This is a genomic window from Ectothiorhodospira sp. 9100, assembly GCF_022227565.1.
Lineage (GTDB): Bacteria > Pseudomonadota > Gammaproteobacteria > Ectothiorhodospirales > Ectothiorhodospiraceae > Ectothiorhodospira > Ectothiorhodospira marina.
The window spans coordinates 1-17,293 of sequence record NZ_JAJNAN010000020.1 but is presented as its reverse complement, the minus strand read 5'-3'; the positions used below and the strand labels follow the sequence as shown (position 1 = coordinate 17,293).

Genomic DNA, 17,293 nt, shown 5'->3' with positions numbered 1-17,293 from the left:
CCGCCCAGGTTCCGGCGGATGACCTCCCCACCCCGCCCTGGCTGGAGGAACGTCTGGATGCCTGGGGCCCGGCACCGGAGGCATTACCCGAAGGCCCCCCCGAACTGAGCGCCCCGCAGGCGTGGGCCCCCACCTCCGGGCAGGCCGCACCCGACGCGCTGGCGCTATCGGTGGAGAATGCCGTTTTCATGGCCCTGCAAAACAATCGCTCCCTCACCATGGAGCAACTGCAACCATTGATCACCGGCACCTTCGAGGCCGTGGAGCGGGCGGTGTTTGATCCGGTGCTGTTCGGCGAGGCCAGCCTCTCCGAGGATGAAACGGTACGGCAGTTTGACCAGGCTCGGTTACCGGACCAAGTCACCCGCTCCCAAAGGGATCGCATCGAGGCCGGCGTGCGCCAAAGCCTGCCCACCGGCACCGACATCGAGCTGTCCCTGCGCAGTGTGCGCAGCGAATCGACGCGCACCGATGAACAATTCACCTCCCGTGCCGGCCTCACCCTCACCCAGGCCCTGCTGCGTGGCGCCCGCATCGACTCCAACCTGGCCAGCCTGCGTCAGGCCCGGGTGGATACCCGAAGCTCACTCTATGAATTTCGGGGCTTCACTGAATCCCTGGTGGCCGATGTGGAAAAAGCCTACTGGGACTATGTGCTGGCAAGTCGCCAGACACAGATCTTCGAGGAATCTCTGGCGGTGGCCCGTCAGCAGCTGGAAGAGACCCGTCAGCGCATCCGTGTCGGCGACCGGCCCGAGAGTGAGGAAATCTCTGCCCGCGCTGAGGAAGCCCTGCGTCGTCAGGGCTTGATCGACGCCCGTTCACAACGGGCCCAGGCCCGCATCCAGTTGCTGCAACTCATCAATCCGCCGGCCGCCCACTGGGGCACCCAGGTCACCCCCCTGGACAAGCCGGACCCACAGGTACCTACCCTGGAACCGGTGTCCGCCCATATGGAACTGGCCCGGGAACTGCGTCCGGCGCTGAATGAGGCCCGGTTGCGGGTACAACGGGGAGAGCTGGAGGTGATTCGTACCCGTCAGGGCCTGCTGCCGCGGCTGGACTTGTTCGTCACGCTGGGGCAAAGCGGCTATGCCTCCGCCTTCGGCGACGCCTGGCGGGAGGTGGATGGCCCCGGCTATGACTACAGTGTGGGTCTGCAACTGGAATATCCCATCGGCAACCGCGCCGCCCGCGCCGACGTTCAGCGCGCCGGTCTAAGCCGTCAGCAGGCGCTGGAGGCCCTGGGCAACCTGCAGCAACTCACCGCCCTGGACGTACAGAACGCCTGGTTTGACGCCAATCGCACCCGTGAACAGATCCAGGCCACGCAACTTACCCGGGAACTTCAGGAGGAGGTTCTCCGGGGAGAGCAGGCCCGTTTCCGCGTGGGCACCGGCACCGCCCTGGCCCTGTCCCAGGCCCAACGGGATCTGCTGGAGAGCCAGCTGGAGGAAGCCGAGGCCATCATCCGTCACCGTCAGGCCCTCACCGAACTCTATCGCCAGAGTGGTACGCTGCTGCTGCGCCGTGGGATCGAGGCCCCGGGGGACGAGGCGCTGGAGTTAAGCTTCTGAGACCTTTGACTTGCGGTATGCCATCCACACCTTTGCGCCATGACGACACTGCAGATCCTCATTCCCACCTTTGCCCTGATCGTTGCGGGGTTTCTGCTCAGGCGGCACGCCGGTTTCAACCCCGGTTTCTGGTCCGACCTGGAATGGCTGATCTACTACATCCTCTTCCCGGCGCTGCTGTTTGGCTCCCTGGCCCGGCACCCGCTGGAGATCCAGAGCGCTGCCGGCATGATCTACACCGGGTTCATCTTCATGCTGGCCGGCATGGCGCTGGGCTATCTGGGGCAGCGCTGGATGCGCCTTGGCCAGCAGGAATTTGCCTCGGCATTCCAGTGCGCCTTTCGCTTCAATTCCTATATCGGCTTTGCCATTCTCGGCGGCCTTTACGGCGCTGAGGGGGTGGCGGTATTCGCCATCCTGACCGGCTTCATGGTGCCCTTGGCCAATGTGGGCGCCGTGTGGGCCCTGGCGCGGCACGGCAATCACGGCCTGCTGCGGGAACTGGCCCGCAATCCTCTGGTGCTTTCCACGTTTGCAGGGCTGGCCTGGTCCCTCAGCGGCTGGTCCCTTCCCACGATGATCGACACCACCCTGGGCTTTCTGGGCGAGGCCGCCCTGCCCCTGGGGCTCATTGCCGTGGGGGCTGGCCTACAACTGGCCGGCGTGGGCCGCCATGCCCCAGCCATCGCTTACCTGACCCTGGTCAAGCTGATCGCCGTGCCTGCCATCTCCGTGGGCGCCGCCATGTTATTCGGCATCAGCGGTGTCTATCTGGCCGCTGCCCTGGTCCTGGCCGCCCTGCCCACCGCCTCCTCGGCCTATATCCTGGCCGTGCGCATGGGCGGCGATGGTCAGATCGTGGCCGCCCTGATCGCCACCCACACCCTGGCAGCGGCCATCACCCTGCCCTTGTGGCTCTTCTTGATTCAATAAAAGACGCCCTCACCCCAACCCCTCTCCCGCCAGCGGGAGAGGGGCTCAGAAAAAGGCACCCGTATCCTCCTGTCCAAGAGGGACTCAACAGCAGATACTCTCTCTCCAATCAAACTTGAGGTTACTCAAATCAAGTCGGTCGGGTTACACTTCGATATAACCTTATGACTCCAATCGCCCCCACAGCCCCCGACCCAACCTCCGTTACCGGCGTCGTCCTGGCCGGTGGCCGGGGTGTGCGCATGGGGGGGCGGGACAAGGGGCTCGTCGATCTCGCCGGGCAACCCATGGTGCGCTGGGTCATGGAGAAGCTTTCGCGTCAGGTGGACACGCTCATCATCAGCGCCAATCGCCATGCAGATGCCTACGCAAGCTTCGGTGCCCCTGTCGTGTCCGACACACAACCCGACTTTGCCGGCCCCCTGGCGGGAATCGCCGCGGCGCTGAGCGCCAGTACCACGCCCTGGGTACTCACCGTCCCCTGCGATTGCCCGCAACTCCCGGGCGACCTGCTGCAGCGACTCGCCCAGGCCCGCCAGACTCAGGGAGGACGGCTGGCCATCGCCCAGGTCGAACGACGCCCGCAGCCCGTCTTTGCCCTGGTGCACCAGTCGCTACTGCCGGACCTTGAGGCCTTTCTCAATGCGGGTGAACGCAAGGCGTGGATCTGGTGCCAGCGCCACAGGCCCTCGCTGGCAGACTTTTCTGACTGCCCGGAGGCCTTCGCCAACATCAACACCCCCCGGGAGCATCGTTTCCTGGCTGCCACGCTCCAATCCAGCCCCTCGCCCGAAATGCCCAGCCCACTGGAGGACCGCGCCTCATGAGTCCGACACCCTCGCCGCCCCTCGTTGATCGGTTCGGACGCCGCGTGAGCTATCTGCGGATCTCCATCACGGATCGCTGCGATTTTCGCTGCGTCTACTGCATGAGCGAAGACATGCAGTTCCTGCCCCGCAGCCAGGTGCTCACCCTGGAGGAGATCCAGCAGATCGCCCAGGCCTTCGTGGCGCTGGGGGTGGACAAGATCCGCATCACCGGTGGCGAACCCCTGGTACGGCGGGGTGTCACCGGGCTGTTCCGGGGGCTGGGCACCCTCCCCGGCCTTGAAGAACTCACCCTCACCACCAACGGCTCGCAGCTCGCCCGACACGCCCCGGCCCTGCGGGCCGCGGGGGTTCGACGCATCAACATCAGCCTGGACAGCCTGCGACCGGAACGGTTTCGGCACATCACCCGGCTGGGGGAATTGCAAAGGGTGCTGGATGGTATCGATGCAGCCCTGGCTGCCGGTATGGAGCGGGTGAAGATCAACAGCGTCATCCTCAAGGGCCGTAACGCGGATGAGGTCATTGATCTGGTGGAGTTCTGCCGCGCCCGGGACATGGACATCAGCTTTATCGAGGAGATGCCCTTGGGAGTGAACGCAGATCACGACCGGGCCGAGGTATTCTATTCCAGCGATCAGGTCAGGGCCGATATCCAGGCCCGCTACCGCCTGATCCCCACCACCGAATCTACCGGTGGCCCATCCCGCTATTTTCGCCTGGACGACGGCCCTACACGGATCGGGTTCATCTCTCCCCATAGTCACAATTTCTGCGCGGACTGCAACCGGGTGCGTCTGACCGCCGAGGGCCGCCTGTTACTTTGCCTGGGCCAGGAGCACTCGGTGGACCTGCGCCAGGTGGTTCGGGAATACCCAGGGGATTCACGGGCACTTACCCGGGCCATTGTGGAGGCCATGCAGATCAAGCCACAAGGGCATACCTTCGACCTCAGCGCAAAGCCGGTGATCCTGCGGCACATGAGCGTGACCGGTGGATGATCGGTCACTGCCTTAAACTCACAACAACCGCGACCCAATCATGACCCAGACCAACGCGCCTGTTTCCACCCACTGCCACGATGATCACGATCCGGATTCCATGACGCTGGCGCAGGCCCGGCAACGGATGCTCGAGTCCGTCGCCCCGGTCACCGGTCACGAACGCCTCGCCATGCGGGAGGCGCTGCATCGAGTGCTCGCGGAACCGGTTCAAGCCCCGATTGCCGTACCCGGTCACGACAACGCTGCCATGGATGGCTATGCCGTTCGCGGCCCCGATCTCCCCGGGGAGGGCTCAGTAAGGCTGGAAGTGGTGGGCACTGCCTGGGCCGGCAACCCCTTCAGCGGTCCAGTGGGGCCGGGGGAATGCGTACGCATCATGACCGGGGCCGTGGTGCCAAAGGACTGTGACACCGTGGTCATGCAGGAGAAGGTCCGCCGCGAAAGCGATCAAATCATCCTCTCCGCTGGCCCCCGCACTGGCGAGAATGTGCGCCATGCCGGCGAAGATGTGCAGCAGGGGCAGACGGTGCTTGAGGCGGGGGCCGCCATCACGCCTGCACGCCTGGGCCTGCTGGCCTCTTTGGGACCGGTGGAGGTCACGGTTCGCCGGCGCCCGAGGGTGGCCTTTTTCTCTACGGGGGATGAACTCACCCCCCTGGGCCAACCCCTGCCGCCCGGGGGTATTTATGACAGCAATCGCCATACCCTTTTCGGCATGCTCACTGAACTGGGCGTGGAGGTACTGGATATGGGGGTCATCCCTGACACCCGCGAGACCCTGCTGGCCGCCTTCGTCGATGCGGCAGCCTGTGCCGATATGGTGATCAGCACCGGTGGCGTCTCGGTGGGAGAAGCGGATTACATTCGCGACATTCTTGATCAGGTCGGGCGAGTTGATTTCTGGAAGGTGGCCATCAAGCCTGGGCGTCCGCTGGCCTTTGGTCGGGTGGGTGACGCCGTGTTCGTAGGCCTGCCGGGTAATCCGGTCTCGGCGGTGGTCACCTTCTATCAGCTGGTGCAGCCCACGCTGCAACGGATGATGGGGGTTCCCGAGCCGGCGCTGCCCCCCCTGTTCCCGGTGGTCTGCCAGGATACGCTGAAGAAGCGCCCGGGGCGAATGGAGTTCCAACGCGGTGTGCTGGAGCAGGATGAGGCGGGTCGGTTACAGGTACGGGCAACGCTTTCCCAGAGTTCCGGCGTGCTGAGTTCCATGAGCGAGGCCAATTGTTTTATTGTGCTGGACATGGAGCAGGATCGGGTGGAGCCGGGTGAAATGGTACAGGTGCAACCGTTCTGGGGTGTGATGCCCTGAGGCAGATGCCTTCGTTCCCCCTCACCCAACAACTACATGGTCGGAATCACCACCTCCAGCAGGCGCCGCACGTTCACCATCCCCTCGCTGACATTCTTCTCCACATCTTCCATCGAGATCTCCCCGACACCCTCGCCACGACCGGCGGCCCAATTGGCCACCACGGCGCAGGTGGCATAGCCCAACCCCAGTTCACGGGCCAGGCCGGCCTCGGGCATGCCGGTCATGCCCACCAGATCACAGCCGTCCCGCTCCAGGCGGTCCACCTCGGCACGGGTTTCCAGGCGCGGCCCCTGAGTGGCAGCGTAAGTCCCCCCGTCATGGGCATCCAGCCCAATGGATTGGGCACCAGCGAGCAGGCATTGGCGCAACTCCGCGCAATAGGGCTCGGTGAAGTCCACGTGAGTCACATGGCTCAGGTCTTCCTCGAACAGGGTGTGCCCACGCGACCAGGTGTAGTCAATGATCTGGTTGGGGAAAACGATCCGGGGTGGATACATCTCGGGCGTGATGCCACCCACGGCAGCCACCGCCACCACACGGCTGATCCCGGCATTCTTCAGTGCCCAAAGGTTGGCCCGATAGTTGATGCGGTGCGGCGGGATGGTATGTCCATAACCGTGGCGCGCCAGAAACATGACCTCCCTGCCGGCCAGCACCCCGTGGGTGATGGGGCCGGAAGGCTCTCCATAAGGGGTGTGCATCACCTCGCGTCGGGTGATCTCCAGGCCGTTGAGTGAGGTTAATCCGGTGCCACCGATAATGGCAATGGTACTGTCGGTCATGTCGCGCTCTTCATGATAAAGAAAGGCCACCCAGGGGCGGCAAGGATACAGCGGAGGCAGGCGCGCTCAGCAGCCCTTGACGGCATAAACACCGTTGGCGTTACGCAGGAATTCCTTGTAGTCCATGCCGTAGCCAAAGACATAGCGGTCCTCCACCTCCACACCCACGTAGTCTGCCTCCAGGCCGGGTACGCGGCGATCGTGGCGCTTGAGAACCAGGGCAGCACTGTGTACGGCGCGGGCGCCCTGTTGGCGGCAATAGTCCAGAATGCCGGCCAGAGTGTGGCCCTCATCGAGGATATCGTCCAGGACCAGCACGACGCGGTCCTTAAGATCAATCTGGGGTTCCATGATCCAGTGCAGGGTGTCATCCCCCTTGAGTTCGCCCCGATAGCGGGTCGCATGCACATAATCCACCTGCAGCGGAAAATGCAGACGCGTAAGCAGATGGCCGGTGAAGACCACGCCACCGGTCATCACGCACAGCAATAGGGGATTCTGCTCCGCCAGATCCCGGGTAATCGTCTCAGCCATACGGTCAATTGCTGCCTCCACCTGCTGTTTCGAGATCAAACAATCGGCTTCGGCGTAAACCTGCGCCGCGTGCTCCGGAGTAACGGACATGACAACCCTTTATTTTCGTTAAAAAAAGCCTTGATTCGGGGTATTTGCCCCTCTCCCAGCAGGGAGAGGGGCCTCGGAAGAGGGCTCAGTAGGTGAATGTCACCGTATCATCATCCATGGCTTCCCCGATCACGTAGGCACCGCCCACGGTCTCTTCCACCTCAGGGATCATATCATCCCCCCAAAGATCCAGCGTGGGCGTGCACACCTTGAACTTGACGCCCGCTTCGTGGGCATCCTTGATGAAATCGTAAACAGACTTCGGACTGCCCTCCTGCACGAACAGGTTTTCGGCCACTCCCTTCTTGGCCAGTTCGCCGGCACGACCGGTCATGACGACTTCCACGTCATATTCCATGGCCGCGGCCACGGTGGCCTGGAAAAACGGCGCACCCAGTTCGGAAGGGTTCTTGGGATCGGTGTTGACCATGATAATCATTAATTTGTCGGCCATTTTCTCACTCCTTTGGTGGTTCAGCCGGCATTATAGGCAGGCTATTCCACTCCCGCCAATGCATAAGGCCGGCTTATTCCAGGATCAGACAAACCCTTGTCACACCGGCAATTCCATGTTCGAGGCGTTATCCATTGACGCCGCCAGCGTCACGGCAGTTTCCCAGTGGGGGTCGCTGCGCAGTGTCTGCCAGTCAGGTGCCCGCCGGCCGTGCATCCTTGCCAGTCTGGCCATGGCCACGGGCGCGTCGTGCCCCGCCAGGGCATCCAGTGCCTGGGCAGCGCCCTCGGGGTGGTTACATACCAGCATCATGTCGCAGCCAGCGGCCTGGGCCCTGAGTGCGCGTTCACCATAATCCCCGAATGTCTCAGTGGCTGCCATGCTCAGATCATCGCTGAAGATGGCTCCCTGGAAACGCAACTGCCCGCGCAATACATCCTGCAACCAGTAACGGGAAAAACCTGCCGGAAGCCCATCGACCCGGGAGTACACCACATGGGCGGGCATGAGCCCGGCGATCCCCTGCTCGATCAGGCGCTCAAAGGGGAGCATGTCGTCATTCAGGATGTCTCGCTGCCGTCGCTCGTCCACCGGCAGTTCCAGGTGGGAATCAGCGCGTACCCCACCGTGGCCCGGGAAGTGCTTGCCCACCGCCTCCATGCCTGCCGAACGCATGCCCTTCACCCAGTGGTGCGCCAGATCCGCCACCGCATGGGGCGAGCGATGAAAGGCTCGATCACCGACCACGCCACTGCACCCATGAGCCAGATCCAGCACCGGCGCAAAGCTGAAATCCACGCCCACGGCGCGCAACTCCGCCGCCATCAACCAACCCAGCAGGCGGGCCCGGCGGCGTGCCTCGGCGGGCTCCCGATCGTAGACATGACCCAGGCGAGCCATGGGGGGCAGCTTCGTGAATCCTTCACGAAAACGCTGCACTCGACCTCCTTCGTGGTCTACGGCCACCAGCAGATGCGGTTCGCGCAGGGCATGGATCTGCCTCACCAGTTCAGTCAGTTGCTCCATCGACTGAAAGTTGCGGGTAAACAGGATCACCCCGCCTGCCATGGGATGGCACAACAGGCGTTTCTCGGCGGCTGTCGGGGTCGTCCCCTCCAGATCCAGCATGATGAGCCCCAGGGGCATGGCAGCTTACTCTTGCACTCGGGATCGAGACCCGCGATTGTAACGGATCGTGCCCCAAGGGCCACATGCAACCCAGAAGGATCGGATGCCGATGGCAGATCAAAGCACCCCACTCGCCAACCCGGTTCACGACCTGGGGCCCGCCGAGCGACGGCCGCGGGTCGCCCTGGTCAACCCCGGGGGAGAGACCAACATCAACGGCCAATTCGTCCTGGGCCGACTCAGCGCCTTTCTCAAGAGCCTGGAATCAGGTGAAGCCGCACGGGGCCGCCTGCGAGAAAGGATCCTCATTGCTCCCTGCCCCGAACCCGATCAGGCGGAGACCGTCGCCCACCAGACCCGACAGGCCTTTTATCGGGTGGAGGTCAGTCATGGAGCGGACGGTATGGATGCCCTGCCCCAGGTGTCGCTTATCGACCCCAGCGATGACGAACGTGCCTCTGCCTGCCTGTTTGGTCTGGCGGCCGTGATCGAACACCCGGGACACATGAACGGCGGCCTGCCCTGGCTGCCGGCCTGGCGCGAAGCGGGCGGTGAAAATCTCTACCTCCAGGCCGGTCGCGCCGGTGAGTTACAGCCCGCCCTGTGCGAGCGCCTGTTCCGCGCCCTGGTGACCTTTCTCACCCATACTGAGATCATTCGGGAAATCAGCCTCGCGGAAGAAGAGGACGACCTGCACTACTTTGGCGAAAAACAGATCTTCGAGTTGACCAGCGAGGCTCGCGGCCTGTTCGTCTTCCGTCAGGATCCGGGGCATTGGCTGCATGGAGGAGATCTCATCGGCTATCTCTATGACCGGGACAACGGCGCCCTCATCAAGGAACTCAAGACACCGGTGAGTGGCCTGCTGACTTCCATTCGCCGCAATCCACTGGTGGAGGCCGGCTCACCGGTGGCCACGGTCAGCCGCCTGGAGCGTGATGACTGACCCGCCCCTGACCATGACGCTGTACAGCAATGATGCACTGCAGAATCCTTATTTTGTGAACGGCTCGCAAGACTGGCGATCCCACGGTATGGATACTCCACCTGACCTGATACACTCGAGTCATCTGGATTTTTCAGAATTCAGCTTGGTGGAATCATGGCCACCGCGCCTCGGGGCATCCCGGACCGGAGCCATGCACGCCCCGAAAAATAACCCTTTGTAATGGAGGTTACGATGCGTAAAGGTATGATCCGTTTTGCCGTAGTTCCCGCTGCCGCTCTGGCCCTGGTGCTGGGCACCGGCTGTGCTACCACCGATAACATGGAACAACAACGCCAGATGATCGACAGCGCCAGTGTGACGGCTGACAATGCTCTGCGTACTGCCGAGCAGGCACAGTCCACTGCTCAAGGTGCAAACCGCACTGCCAACGAAGCCAACCAGAAGGCCGATCGCGCCTTGGAAGAAAATGCTCGCCTGCGCGAGATGATGCAGCGCATGGAGCGCACCATGGGGCGCGGTAAGTAAGCAGACTCCACGCACGTCATGATTGGCTGACGCGCAAAAAGAACCGGCCCCGCCACTCAAATGGCGGGCCCGGCACTGCCAATATCCGGATGTGCAGGCGTTGCGTGCGCCAGGCCGCAGCCTCGGTGTGACCTGGGTCGGGGAGTTCTGATCCCCCTCAGGGTCGACTCCTTCCCTACGGGTCCGTGACCGGGGTGGCCACCACCCTGTTGCGGCCCGATTCCTTGGCCTGATACAGGGCGTTGTCCGCATCGTGGAGCATCTGTTCCAGATCGCTTCCCAGGCGGGTGGTCACCCCTACACTCAAGGTCAGCTTGACGCACTCGCTGTCCAGACAGAACTCCATGCTGGCCACCGCCTGACGCAGGGTCTCGGCCAGCGCGATGGCCGCTTTCTGATCAACGTCCTGTGCCACCAGACAGAACTCCTCGCCACCGTAACGCACCAGGATATCCGAGGCACGCGCCCGAGCCTTGAGCACCTTGGCCACCTGGGTGAGTACCTCATCACCCCCGAAGTGACCGAAACGATCATTGATGTGCTTGAAGAAATCCAGATCCATCAGGATCACGCTCAGACCACGCCCACCCCTGCGGGCCGCCTCGTGCAGCATCTGTCCGGCATCGGCCAGGTATCGGCGATTGAACAGGCTGGTCAGCGGATCATGGTTGGCGGCGTTCTCCATCTCCTGGATCAGTTCGATCAGGGCCACATTCTGGTTGACTCGCACAAAGAACTCCTCTTCCAGGAAGGGCCGTGTAATGAAGTCGTTGGCCCCGGCCTTGAGCTGACGGGCTGAAAGGATACCCGAGCCATGATTGGACATGCCGATGATGCACAGCCGGGTGCGGCAATACCGTTGGCGAACACGGGTAATCAGGGTGATGCCATCCATGCCGGGCATGTGCTGATCGCACAGCATCAGATGGATCTGGTCTCCCTGTTCATCCAGCAGCCTGAGGGCGCTCTGACCATCCTTGGCCTCCAGCAACCGATACCCATACCGATGCAGCAGGGCCATGAGATAGGCTCGGGCCGAGGTGGAGTCGTCCACCACCAGGACACCGATATTGCGATTACGATGAATGCGGCCTACCGAACGAACCACATGGTCGATCTCGGAGGGGTTGTCCTTGTTGATGTAATCGATAATGCCCAGATCGATCAGCCTGTCCCGATCATCGTCGCTGACTCCCGCGGTCAGTACCAGAGCAGGGATACCCTGTTCAAGCACCCAGGGAACCACCTCCCCGTCCGGTGCGTCAGGCAGATTCAGATCCAGCACAGCCAGAAAGAACTGTTCGGCACCTTCTTCCAGCGCTGCCCTGGCCTCAGCCAGGGAGCCAGCCACTCTCACCTGAAGATCGGGCAGTTCTGCGATCTTGTTCGCCAGCAGCCCGGCCACCGAGCGGCTGTCCTCCACCACGAGGACGTGATGGCCGGATTGTCTGCGGATCTGCGGCATGGCGAGAGGGCCCGTGTCTGGGCGTGGGACTGGCATCAGTGAAACGTGTGGTGTTCAATATAGCACTCCCAACGCCCCTGATCATCTGGCATACCAATGGACTGAACCGCCTCATCACCACAGGGACAAGATGGGCCAAAACCGCCCCCCCTCCCCCAAGGGGTACTCTTGAGCCGGCGCTTGGGGCAAAATATTTCCCCTATCGGACCAACCCACCCTTGACAATACGCCCATCGCCGTGGGCAGCCAACATCATTTGAGAGAGACCATGCCCGAAAGAACACGCATCATCCTGCTCAGCATTGCCGCCCTGGCCACCATCGTCTTCCTGCAACCCCTGCTCACGCTGCTTGGTGGCGTCATGGTGCTCGCCCTTGTCGGCACCCTCATCTACCGAGACCTGCCGCTGGATACCCAGGACATCATCGAGGAATACCTGAATGCCTGGCTGCGTCGCGCCAGAGACGGCTTCTGGCCCTCCAGTCAATCCCGGCGGGACGAGGATGATCCGGTGCTGATGATGGAGGAGGAATACGAAGAGAAACCCGCGCCCAAGCCCCGAGCCCGCCGCAGCCGTGCACGGAGCAAGAGTGGCTCCGGGAATGGCAGCCCTTCCTGAGACGGTGTGCCCCCCGCCCCTCCCACTGGGTGGGATAAAGAACGCTGATATCTGCTAGCCCCTCTCACCGCGAGGAAGAGCGCTGATACCTGCTAGCCCCTCTCCCCTCTGGGGAGAGGGGTTGGGGTGAGGGGCGAGGGGTGAGGAACTAAGGTGAAGGCAATCGCTTCTGCCCATGACCATGACCATGACCAACACCATGTCCCTCAGCCATGGCAAACAGACTGGCATTCCCCCCTACCGCCGCTGTGTTCACCGTCACCACACGCTCGGTGGCAAACTTCAACAGGTAATGAGGCCCGCCGGCCTTGAAGCCGGTTCCTGACAACCCCTCGCCACCGAAGGGCTGCGTGCCCACCACGGCCCCCACCATATCCCGGTTCACATAGGCGTTACCGACCCTCGCCCGGCGGGTCACCGCATCAGCATGGGCATTGATACGGCTGTGAATACCCAAGGTCAGGCCATACCCCTGAGCGTTGATACGATCCACCAGGGCATCCAGTTCTCCGGACCGCCAGGTGACCACATGCAACATGGGACCGAACACCTCCGCCACCAATTCCTCGATGCTCTCCAGCCGGTAAAGGGTGGGTGCCATGAACAGGCCTCGCTCGCAGTCTCCCCCCAGCGGCGCGCGATGCAGGACGCGGCCATGCTCCTCCATGGTCTGGTGATGGGCCTCAAGCCGCTCCAGAGCCTCGGCATCGATGACCGGCCCCACATCCGTGACCAGCCAGTGGGGGTCTCCCACCACCAGGGAATCCATGGCGCCCTTGAGCATCTTCAACAGCGGCTTGACGATATCCGCCTGCACACAGAGGAGCCGCAGGGCTGAGCAACGCTGACCGGCACTGAGGAAGGCCGAGCGCACGATGTCCATGACCACCTGCTCGTGCAAGGCGGTGGAATCCACGATCATGGCGTTGATGCCGCCGGTCTCCGCAATCAGCGGCACGATGGGCCCCTCCCGCTGGGCCAGCCCCTGGTTGATCAGGCGCGCCGTCTCGTTGGAACCGGTAAAGGCCACACCGCTGACCCAGGGGTCACCCACCAGCAGGGGGCCAATCTCGCCACCGGGCCCGGGCAGGCAGTGCAATACTTCAGTGGGGATACCAGCCTGATGCATCAGGGCCACGGCCCGGATGGCCACCAGACTGGTCTGTTCCGCGGGCTTGGCCAACACCGCGTTGCCGGCTGCCAGGGCGGCGGTCACCTGCCCGGTGAAGATGGCCAGGGGAAAATTCCAGGGGCTGATACACAGGAAGGTGCCTCGCCCATGCAGACTCAATTCGTTGCGCTCCCCGGTCGGACCGGGCAACACTGCCGACCGGGAGAACAGGCGCCGGGCCTGGGCGGCGTAATAGCGGCAGAAGTCCACTGCCTCGCGCACCTCGGCATGGGCATCGCGCAGGCTCTTGCCGGCCTCTTCCACGCACAAACTCATGAGCTCGGTCTGGTGTCTCTCATAGAGATCAGCCACCGCTTCCAGGATCTCGGCCCGACGCTCGGCGGGCGTCGCCTCCCAGTCAGGCCAGGCGGCATCGGCCGCTTGCAGAGCCGTTTTCACGTCCCCTTCACCGGCCCAGGTGATCTTGCCCGTCTGACGCTGCCTGTCCGAGGGGGACACCACCGCTTGAGCCTGATCCGTGCGCATCGCCCCCGCCACCAGCGGTCCACCACGCCAACCCTTCTCGGCGATACGCGTCATATGAGCCGACAGTTTCAACAGCAGGGACCGATCCGAAAAATCCAGTCCCTCACTGTTGCGGCGGGCCTTGCCATAGAGGTCCTTGGGCAGGGCAATACGAGGATTGCGCAGCGGCTCGCAGGTGCGCAACCAGGCGGCGGGGTCGGCGATCAGATGATCCAGATCATCCTCGTGGATGCGATGAACAAATGAGGAATTGGCGCCATTCTCCAGCAATCGGCGCACCAGGTAGGCCAACAGATGCGCGTGACTGCCCACCGGGGCATAGATGCGACAGGGCACCTTTGGGCGGTCACGGGCCACCAGCTGATCGTACAGCGCCTCCCCCATGCCATGGAGACGCTGCAACTCGAATTCCTTGTCCCGGGCCATCTCCATGACGGCCGCCACCGTATGGGCATTGTGGGTGGCGAACTGAGGGTACAGGTGCGGACAGTCATGCAGCAGGCGCTGGGCACAGGCCAGATAAGAGACATCCGTCGCCGCCTTGCGAGTGAACACCGGATAGTCGGCCAGACCCTGGACCTGAGCCTCCTTGATTTCCGTATCCCAATAGGCCCCCTTGACCAGGCGCACCATCAGTTGACGACGTTTCAGCGACGCCTTGTTCTCCAGCCAGCCCAGCACCTCCCAGGCCCGCTTCTGATAGGCCTGCACGGCAAATCCCAATCCTTCCCAGTTCTCCAGGCTGGAGTCGTCCAGCAGGCGTTCCACCACATCCAGCGACAGATCCAGGCGCCAGGATTCCTCGGCGTCGATACACAGGGGGATGTAGTAATCTCGGGCCAGCTGGCACAGATCCAGAATGCGCGGCATCAGTCGGCGATGAACCCGTTCCTCGTGCCCGGGCTCATAGCGGTTATCCAGAGCCGAAAGCTTCACCGAAATGCCAGGGCGCTCCCGCATGGCGATGCGAGGGTCCACCGACTTGCCGATGTGCTCGATGGCCTCCTTGTAGGCCTGAAAGTAAGCCTGGGCATCTTCTTCCGTGCGGGCTGCCTCGCCCAGCATGTCGTAGGAATACAGATAACCACGCTTTTCGTTGCGTCGCGCCCGCTTCATGGCCTCGTCGATGGTCCTCCCCAGGACGAAACCATCGCCCAGCATCCCCATGGTACGGCGCACGGCCGTGCGGATCACCGGGCTGCCCACGCGGGCCAGCATGCGATGCACCACGCGGGATAACCAACGCCGGCGATCATCCGTATCGATGATGCGTTCACTGAGCCACAGGCTCCAGGTGGCCGCATTCACGAAGAAAGGCCGATCACGACCCAGATGGGCATCCCAGTGGGAAGCGGTGAGCTTGTCGTGGATCAGGCGATCCGCCGTGGCCTTGTCCGGCACCCTGAGCAGGGCCTCGGCCAGGCACATGAGCGCGATCCCCTCGTCGCTGGAGAGATCATATTCCTGCATCAGCGCTGCCATGCCGGACTGGCGCTTCTGGGCCTGAATCATCCCCTTGACCAGGCCCCGGGCCAGGTAACGGGTGCGGGTGCCTCGTTCCTCATCCTGGGGCAAGCGGTCGAGCAGCATCCGGACCGTCACGGCCTCATCGGCCCGATACAATTGGCTGATGGCCTGCCGATCGTGATGTGGCAGGGAATCGGGGTCGGCATAGACAAATCGGCTCATGCTCTTGTCCTGTCTTCCTGGCAATCGCACGAGGATAGCTCCAACCGCCTCATGGAATCCATGGATACGGAGGCCAGCACCGTGTGCCGGCCATCACCACCGTGAATGCGCCCGGCGACGGGCATTCAGGATGGCCGGAATGTCCTCGGCCGGCACCGGCCGGCTGAACAGATAACCTTGGGCTCGGTGGCAGCCCATATCCAGCAAGGAGGAATCCAGACCACCCTCCTGCAGCACATCCGCCACCGTCTGCACCTGCACGCCCGAAACATTCACCGCGATGGTGCCGAACTCAAGTCCCTGCTGCGCCCATTGCCGGGCCTGCAGGCAGGCCTGACGCAACACCCAGCGACCCACGGGTGTACTGCAGCACTTTGGCCAGCGCATGAGCGCAGAATACGAGGTGCTGTTCTTCGCCGATGGCGATGGCGAGGCCTATTACCACAACGAACACCGCTCCAACCTGGCCGACCGGGGCTATTTCCAGCGCATCGTTCGGGATCAGGGTGCCACATCCGTGGTGACCGACCCCGTATACTCCCGCAGCACCGGGAATCCGATCACCGTGTTGGCCCATGCAGTGGAAGATGCACGGGGTGAGGTGGTCGGCCTGCTGGCCGCGACCGTCACCCTGGACACCCTTTCGCGCATCGTGGAGCAGGCCATCGATCAACCCGGCGCCATTGCCTGGGCCCTGGATTCCAATGGCATGACGATCGCTCACCCGGATGCACGGCGGCGGATGTCGGAAAATGCCCTGGATGTGGCCAACGAAGCCTACGCCACCATCGCTCGGCGCATGGTAGACGGTGATCGGGGTGTGGGGGAATATGTGGATGAGACCGGGCGCGCCTTCAATGTGGCCTATCAACCCATTCCCAACACGCCCGGGTGGTCCTTGGCCGTCGCCATCCCCACAGATAACCTACTGGCCACTGCGCGTGAGTTACAAATAACCCTGGTGGTTGTCTTCGGACTCACCCTATTGATCCTGGCCGGCATCATCATGCTGGTGTCGCGCATGATCGTGAGGCCAGTGAGTGAAACGCGACAGGCCCTGGACCGGATTGCGGCCGGCGACGGTGATCTGACACAACGGCTCGATGGGGAGCGTCACGACGAATTCGGGGATCTGGCCCGCAGTTTCAACGGCTTCATCGATGGTGTTCACACCCTGGTGAGGCAGGTCTCGGAGGCAGCCAGCCAGTTATCAGCGGCGGCAGAGCAACTGGCCGTGTCCAGCCGTCAGGCCAGTGAGCAAGTTCAGCAGCAGCAATCCGAAACGGAGCAGGTGGCGACGGCCATGACCGAGATGGCGGCCAGCGTGACTGAGGTGGCAGGTAATGCCCACCAGGCCGCTGATGCGGCAACCGCATCGGACCGTGCGGCGCATTCCGGTGCCGAGGTGGTCCAGCAAACCTCGCGGGAGGTTGGCGAATTGGCCACGGAGGTGCAAAGCGCAGTTTCAGTGATCAACCGCCTGCAGGGAGATGCCGAAAGTATCGGTACAGTGCTGGAGGTCATCCGTGGGATTGCAGAGCAAACCAACCTCCTGGCACTCAATGCAGCCATTGAGGCTGCCCGCGCCGGAGAGGCAGGCCGCGGTTTTGCTGTCGTGGCCGATGAAGTGCGTGGAGCAGGCAGCCAGCGGCTCCACACAGATTGCGGCGGCCAGCGACGAATTGGCGAGATTGGCTGCGGAACTTCAAACGCGGGTGGGAAGATTCAAGGTATAGCGGCATGAC

At 62.9% G+C, this 17,293-nt stretch carries 16 protein-coding genes; 9 read left to right on the top strand and 7 right to left on the bottom strand.

The window, feature by feature from the left end:
• The first annotated feature begins 188 nt into the window (after positions 1-188).
• The 5 genes from LPW29_RS08070 to moeA all read left to right on the top strand — a co-directional run bounded on the left by LPW29_RS08070 (position 189) and on the right by moeA (position 5,653).
• The gene (locus tag LPW29_RS08070; RefSeq protein WP_238627608.1) at positions 189-1,577 is read left to right on the top strand and encodes a TolC family protein; all 1,389 of its coding nucleotides are present in this window, start codon (positions 189-191) and stop codon (positions 1,575-1,577) included.
• 39 nt (positions 1,578-1,616) lie between these two features.
• Positions 1,617-2,510: an AEC family transporter gene (locus LPW29_RS08065; protein ID WP_238627587.1), complete on the top strand. Its 894-nt coding sequence runs from the start codon at positions 1,617-1,619 to the stop codon at positions 2,508-2,510.
• A gap of 164 nt (positions 2,511-2,674) precedes the next feature.
• Positions 2,675-3,337 (top strand): molybdenum cofactor guanylyltransferase MobA, encoded by a 663-nt coding sequence (gene mobA / locus LPW29_RS08060; RefSeq protein ID WP_238627586.1) that lies wholly within the window; start codon positions 2,675-2,677, stop codon positions 3,335-3,337.
• Entirely contained in the window at positions 3,334-4,338 is a 1,005-nt protein-coding gene (moaA, locus tag LPW29_RS08055) for a GTP 3',8-cyclase MoaA (protein WP_238627585.1), read from the top strand. The genes mobA and moaA overlap by 4 nt, the downstream gene beginning before the upstream one ends.
• A 40-nt stretch (positions 4,339-4,378) precedes the next feature.
• Entirely contained in the window at positions 4,379-5,653 is a 1,275-nt protein-coding gene (moeA, locus tag LPW29_RS08050; RefSeq protein WP_238627584.1) for a molybdopterin molybdotransferase MoeA, read from the top strand.
• Between the two features lie 32 nt (positions 5,654-5,685).
• Here moeA and LPW29_RS08045 read toward each other — a convergent pair whose 3' ends face one another.
• From LPW29_RS08045 to nagZ, 4 genes are all read right to left on the bottom strand, one after another.
• The gene (locus LPW29_RS08045) at positions 5,686-6,438 is read right to left on the bottom strand and encodes an S-methyl-5'-thioinosine phosphorylase (protein ID WP_238627583.1); all 753 of its coding nucleotides are present in this window, start codon (positions 6,436-6,438) and stop codon (positions 5,686-5,688) included.
• 66 nt (positions 6,439-6,504) lie between these two features.
• Complete coding sequence (locus LPW29_RS08040; protein WP_238627582.1) at positions 6,505-7,062, bottom strand: hypoxanthine-guanine phosphoribosyltransferase; 558 nt, start codon at positions 7,060-7,062, stop codon at positions 6,505-6,507.
• 85 nt (positions 7,063-7,147) lie between these two features.
• The gene (locus LPW29_RS08035) at positions 7,148-7,516 is read right to left on the bottom strand and encodes a DsrE/DsrF/DrsH-like family protein (protein WP_238627581.1); all 369 of its coding nucleotides are present in this window, start codon (positions 7,514-7,516) and stop codon (positions 7,148-7,150) included.
• A gap of 99 nt (positions 7,517-7,615) precedes the next feature.
• A complete protein-coding gene (gene nagZ, locus LPW29_RS08030; RefSeq protein WP_338018683.1) occupies positions 7,616-8,662 on the bottom strand; it encodes a beta-N-acetylhexosaminidase in 1,047 nt (348 codons plus the stop codon).
• Positions 8,663-8,753: 91 nt separating this feature from the next.
• Here nagZ and LPW29_RS08025 point away from each other — a divergent pair, with 91 nt between their 5' ends.
• Both LPW29_RS08025 and LPW29_RS08020 read left to right on the top strand, forming a co-directional pair.
• Positions 8,754-9,590, top strand: coding sequence for a succinylglutamate desuccinylase/aspartoacylase family protein (locus tag LPW29_RS08025; protein ID WP_238627580.1), 837 nt, complete (start codon positions 8,754-8,756; stop codon positions 9,588-9,590).
• A gap of 234 nt (positions 9,591-9,824) precedes the next feature.
• The gene (locus tag LPW29_RS08020; protein ID WP_090253399.1) at positions 9,825-10,118 is read left to right on the top strand and encodes an Lpp/OprI family alanine-zipper lipoprotein; all 294 of its coding nucleotides are present in this window, start codon (positions 9,825-9,827) and stop codon (positions 10,116-10,118) included.
• A gap of 175 nt (positions 10,119-10,293) precedes the next feature.
• On the opposite strand, the gene LPW29_RS08015 is transcribed toward LPW29_RS08020, so the two are convergent.
• On the bottom strand, positions 10,294-11,583 hold the full coding sequence (locus LPW29_RS08015) for a diguanylate cyclase (protein WP_238627579.1): 1,290 nt from the start codon (positions 11,581-11,583) through the stop codon (positions 10,294-10,296).
• A 268-nt stretch (positions 11,584-11,851) separates the two neighbouring features.
• On the opposite strand from LPW29_RS08015, the gene LPW29_RS08010 reads away from it, so the two are divergent.
• A complete protein-coding gene (locus LPW29_RS08010) occupies positions 11,852-12,202 on the top strand; it encodes a hypothetical protein (protein ID WP_238627578.1) in 351 nt (116 codons plus the stop codon).
• A gap of 148 nt (positions 12,203-12,350) precedes the next feature.
• Here LPW29_RS08010 and putA read toward each other — a convergent pair whose 3' ends face one another.
• On the bottom strand, positions 12,351-15,548 hold the full coding sequence (gene putA / locus LPW29_RS08005; protein ID WP_238627577.1) for a bifunctional proline dehydrogenase/L-glutamate gamma-semialdehyde dehydrogenase PutA: 3,198 nt from the start codon (positions 15,546-15,548) through the stop codon (positions 12,351-12,353).
• A gap of 93 nt (positions 15,549-15,641) precedes the next feature.
• On the bottom strand, positions 15,642-15,935 hold the full coding sequence (locus tag LPW29_RS08000; protein WP_238627576.1) for a hypothetical protein: 294 nt from the start codon (positions 15,933-15,935) through the stop codon (positions 15,642-15,644).
• Between LPW29_RS08000 and LPW29_RS07995 the strand changes: the two genes are divergently transcribed.
• On the top strand, positions 15,934-17,292 hold the full coding sequence (locus tag LPW29_RS07995; RefSeq protein WP_238627575.1) for a methyl-accepting chemotaxis protein: 1,359 nt from the start codon (positions 15,934-15,936) through the stop codon (positions 17,290-17,292). The two genes, LPW29_RS08000 and LPW29_RS07995, sit on opposite strands and share 2 nt — an antisense overlap.
• The last annotated feature ends 1 nt before the right edge of the window (position 17,293 follow it).

Coding starts and splice junctions, on each gene's coding strand:
- LPW29_RS08070 (WP_238627608.1), top strand. CDS start 189: ATGGCCCTGCAAAACAATCGCTCCCTCACCATGGAGCAACTGCAACCA.
- LPW29_RS08065 (WP_238627587.1), top strand. CDS start 1,617: ATGACGACACTGCAGATCCTCATTCCCACCTTTGCCCTGATCGTTGCG.
- mobA (WP_238627586.1), top strand. CDS start 2,675: ATGACTCCAATCGCCCCCACAGCCCCCGACCCAACCTCCGTTACCGGC.
- moaA (WP_238627585.1), top strand. CDS start 3,334: ATGAGTCCGACACCCTCGCCGCCCCTCGTTGATCGGTTCGGACGCCGC.
- moeA (WP_238627584.1), top strand. CDS start 4,379: ATGACCCAGACCAACGCGCCTGTTTCCACCCACTGCCACGATGATCAC.
- LPW29_RS08045 (WP_238627583.1), bottom strand. CDS start 6,438: ATGACCGACAGTACCATTGCCATTATCGGTGGCACCGGATTAACCTCA.
- LPW29_RS08040 (WP_238627582.1), bottom strand. CDS start 7,062: ATGTCCGTTACTCCGGAGCACGCGGCGCAGGTTTACGCCGAAGCCGAT.
- LPW29_RS08035 (WP_238627581.1), bottom strand. CDS start 7,516: ATGGCCGACAAATTAATGATTATCATGGTCAACACCGATCCCAAGAAC.
- nagZ (WP_338018683.1), bottom strand. CDS start 8,662: ATGCCCCTGGGGCTCATCATGCTGGATCTGGAGGGGACGACCCCGACA.
- LPW29_RS08025 (WP_238627580.1), top strand. CDS start 8,754: ATGGCAGATCAAAGCACCCCACTCGCCAACCCGGTTCACGACCTGGGG.
- LPW29_RS08020 (WP_090253399.1), top strand. CDS start 9,825: ATGCGTAAAGGTATGATCCGTTTTGCCGTAGTTCCCGCTGCCGCTCTG.
- LPW29_RS08015 (WP_238627579.1), bottom strand. CDS start 11,583: ATGCCGCAGATCCGCAGACAATCCGGCCATCACGTCCTCGTGGTGGAG.
- LPW29_RS08010 (WP_238627578.1), top strand. CDS start 11,852: ATGCCCGAAAGAACACGCATCATCCTGCTCAGCATTGCCGCCCTGGCC.
- putA (WP_238627577.1), bottom strand. CDS start 15,548: ATGAGCCGATTTGTCTATGCCGACCCCGATTCCCTGCCACATCACGAT.
- LPW29_RS07995 (WP_238627575.1), top strand. CDS start 15,934: ATGAGCGCAGAATACGAGGTGCTGTTCTTCGCCGATGGCGATGGCGAG.
- LPW29_RS08000 (WP_238627576.1), bottom strand. CDS start 15,935: ATGCGCTGGCCAAAGTGCTGCAGTACACCCGTGGGTCGCTGGGTGTTG.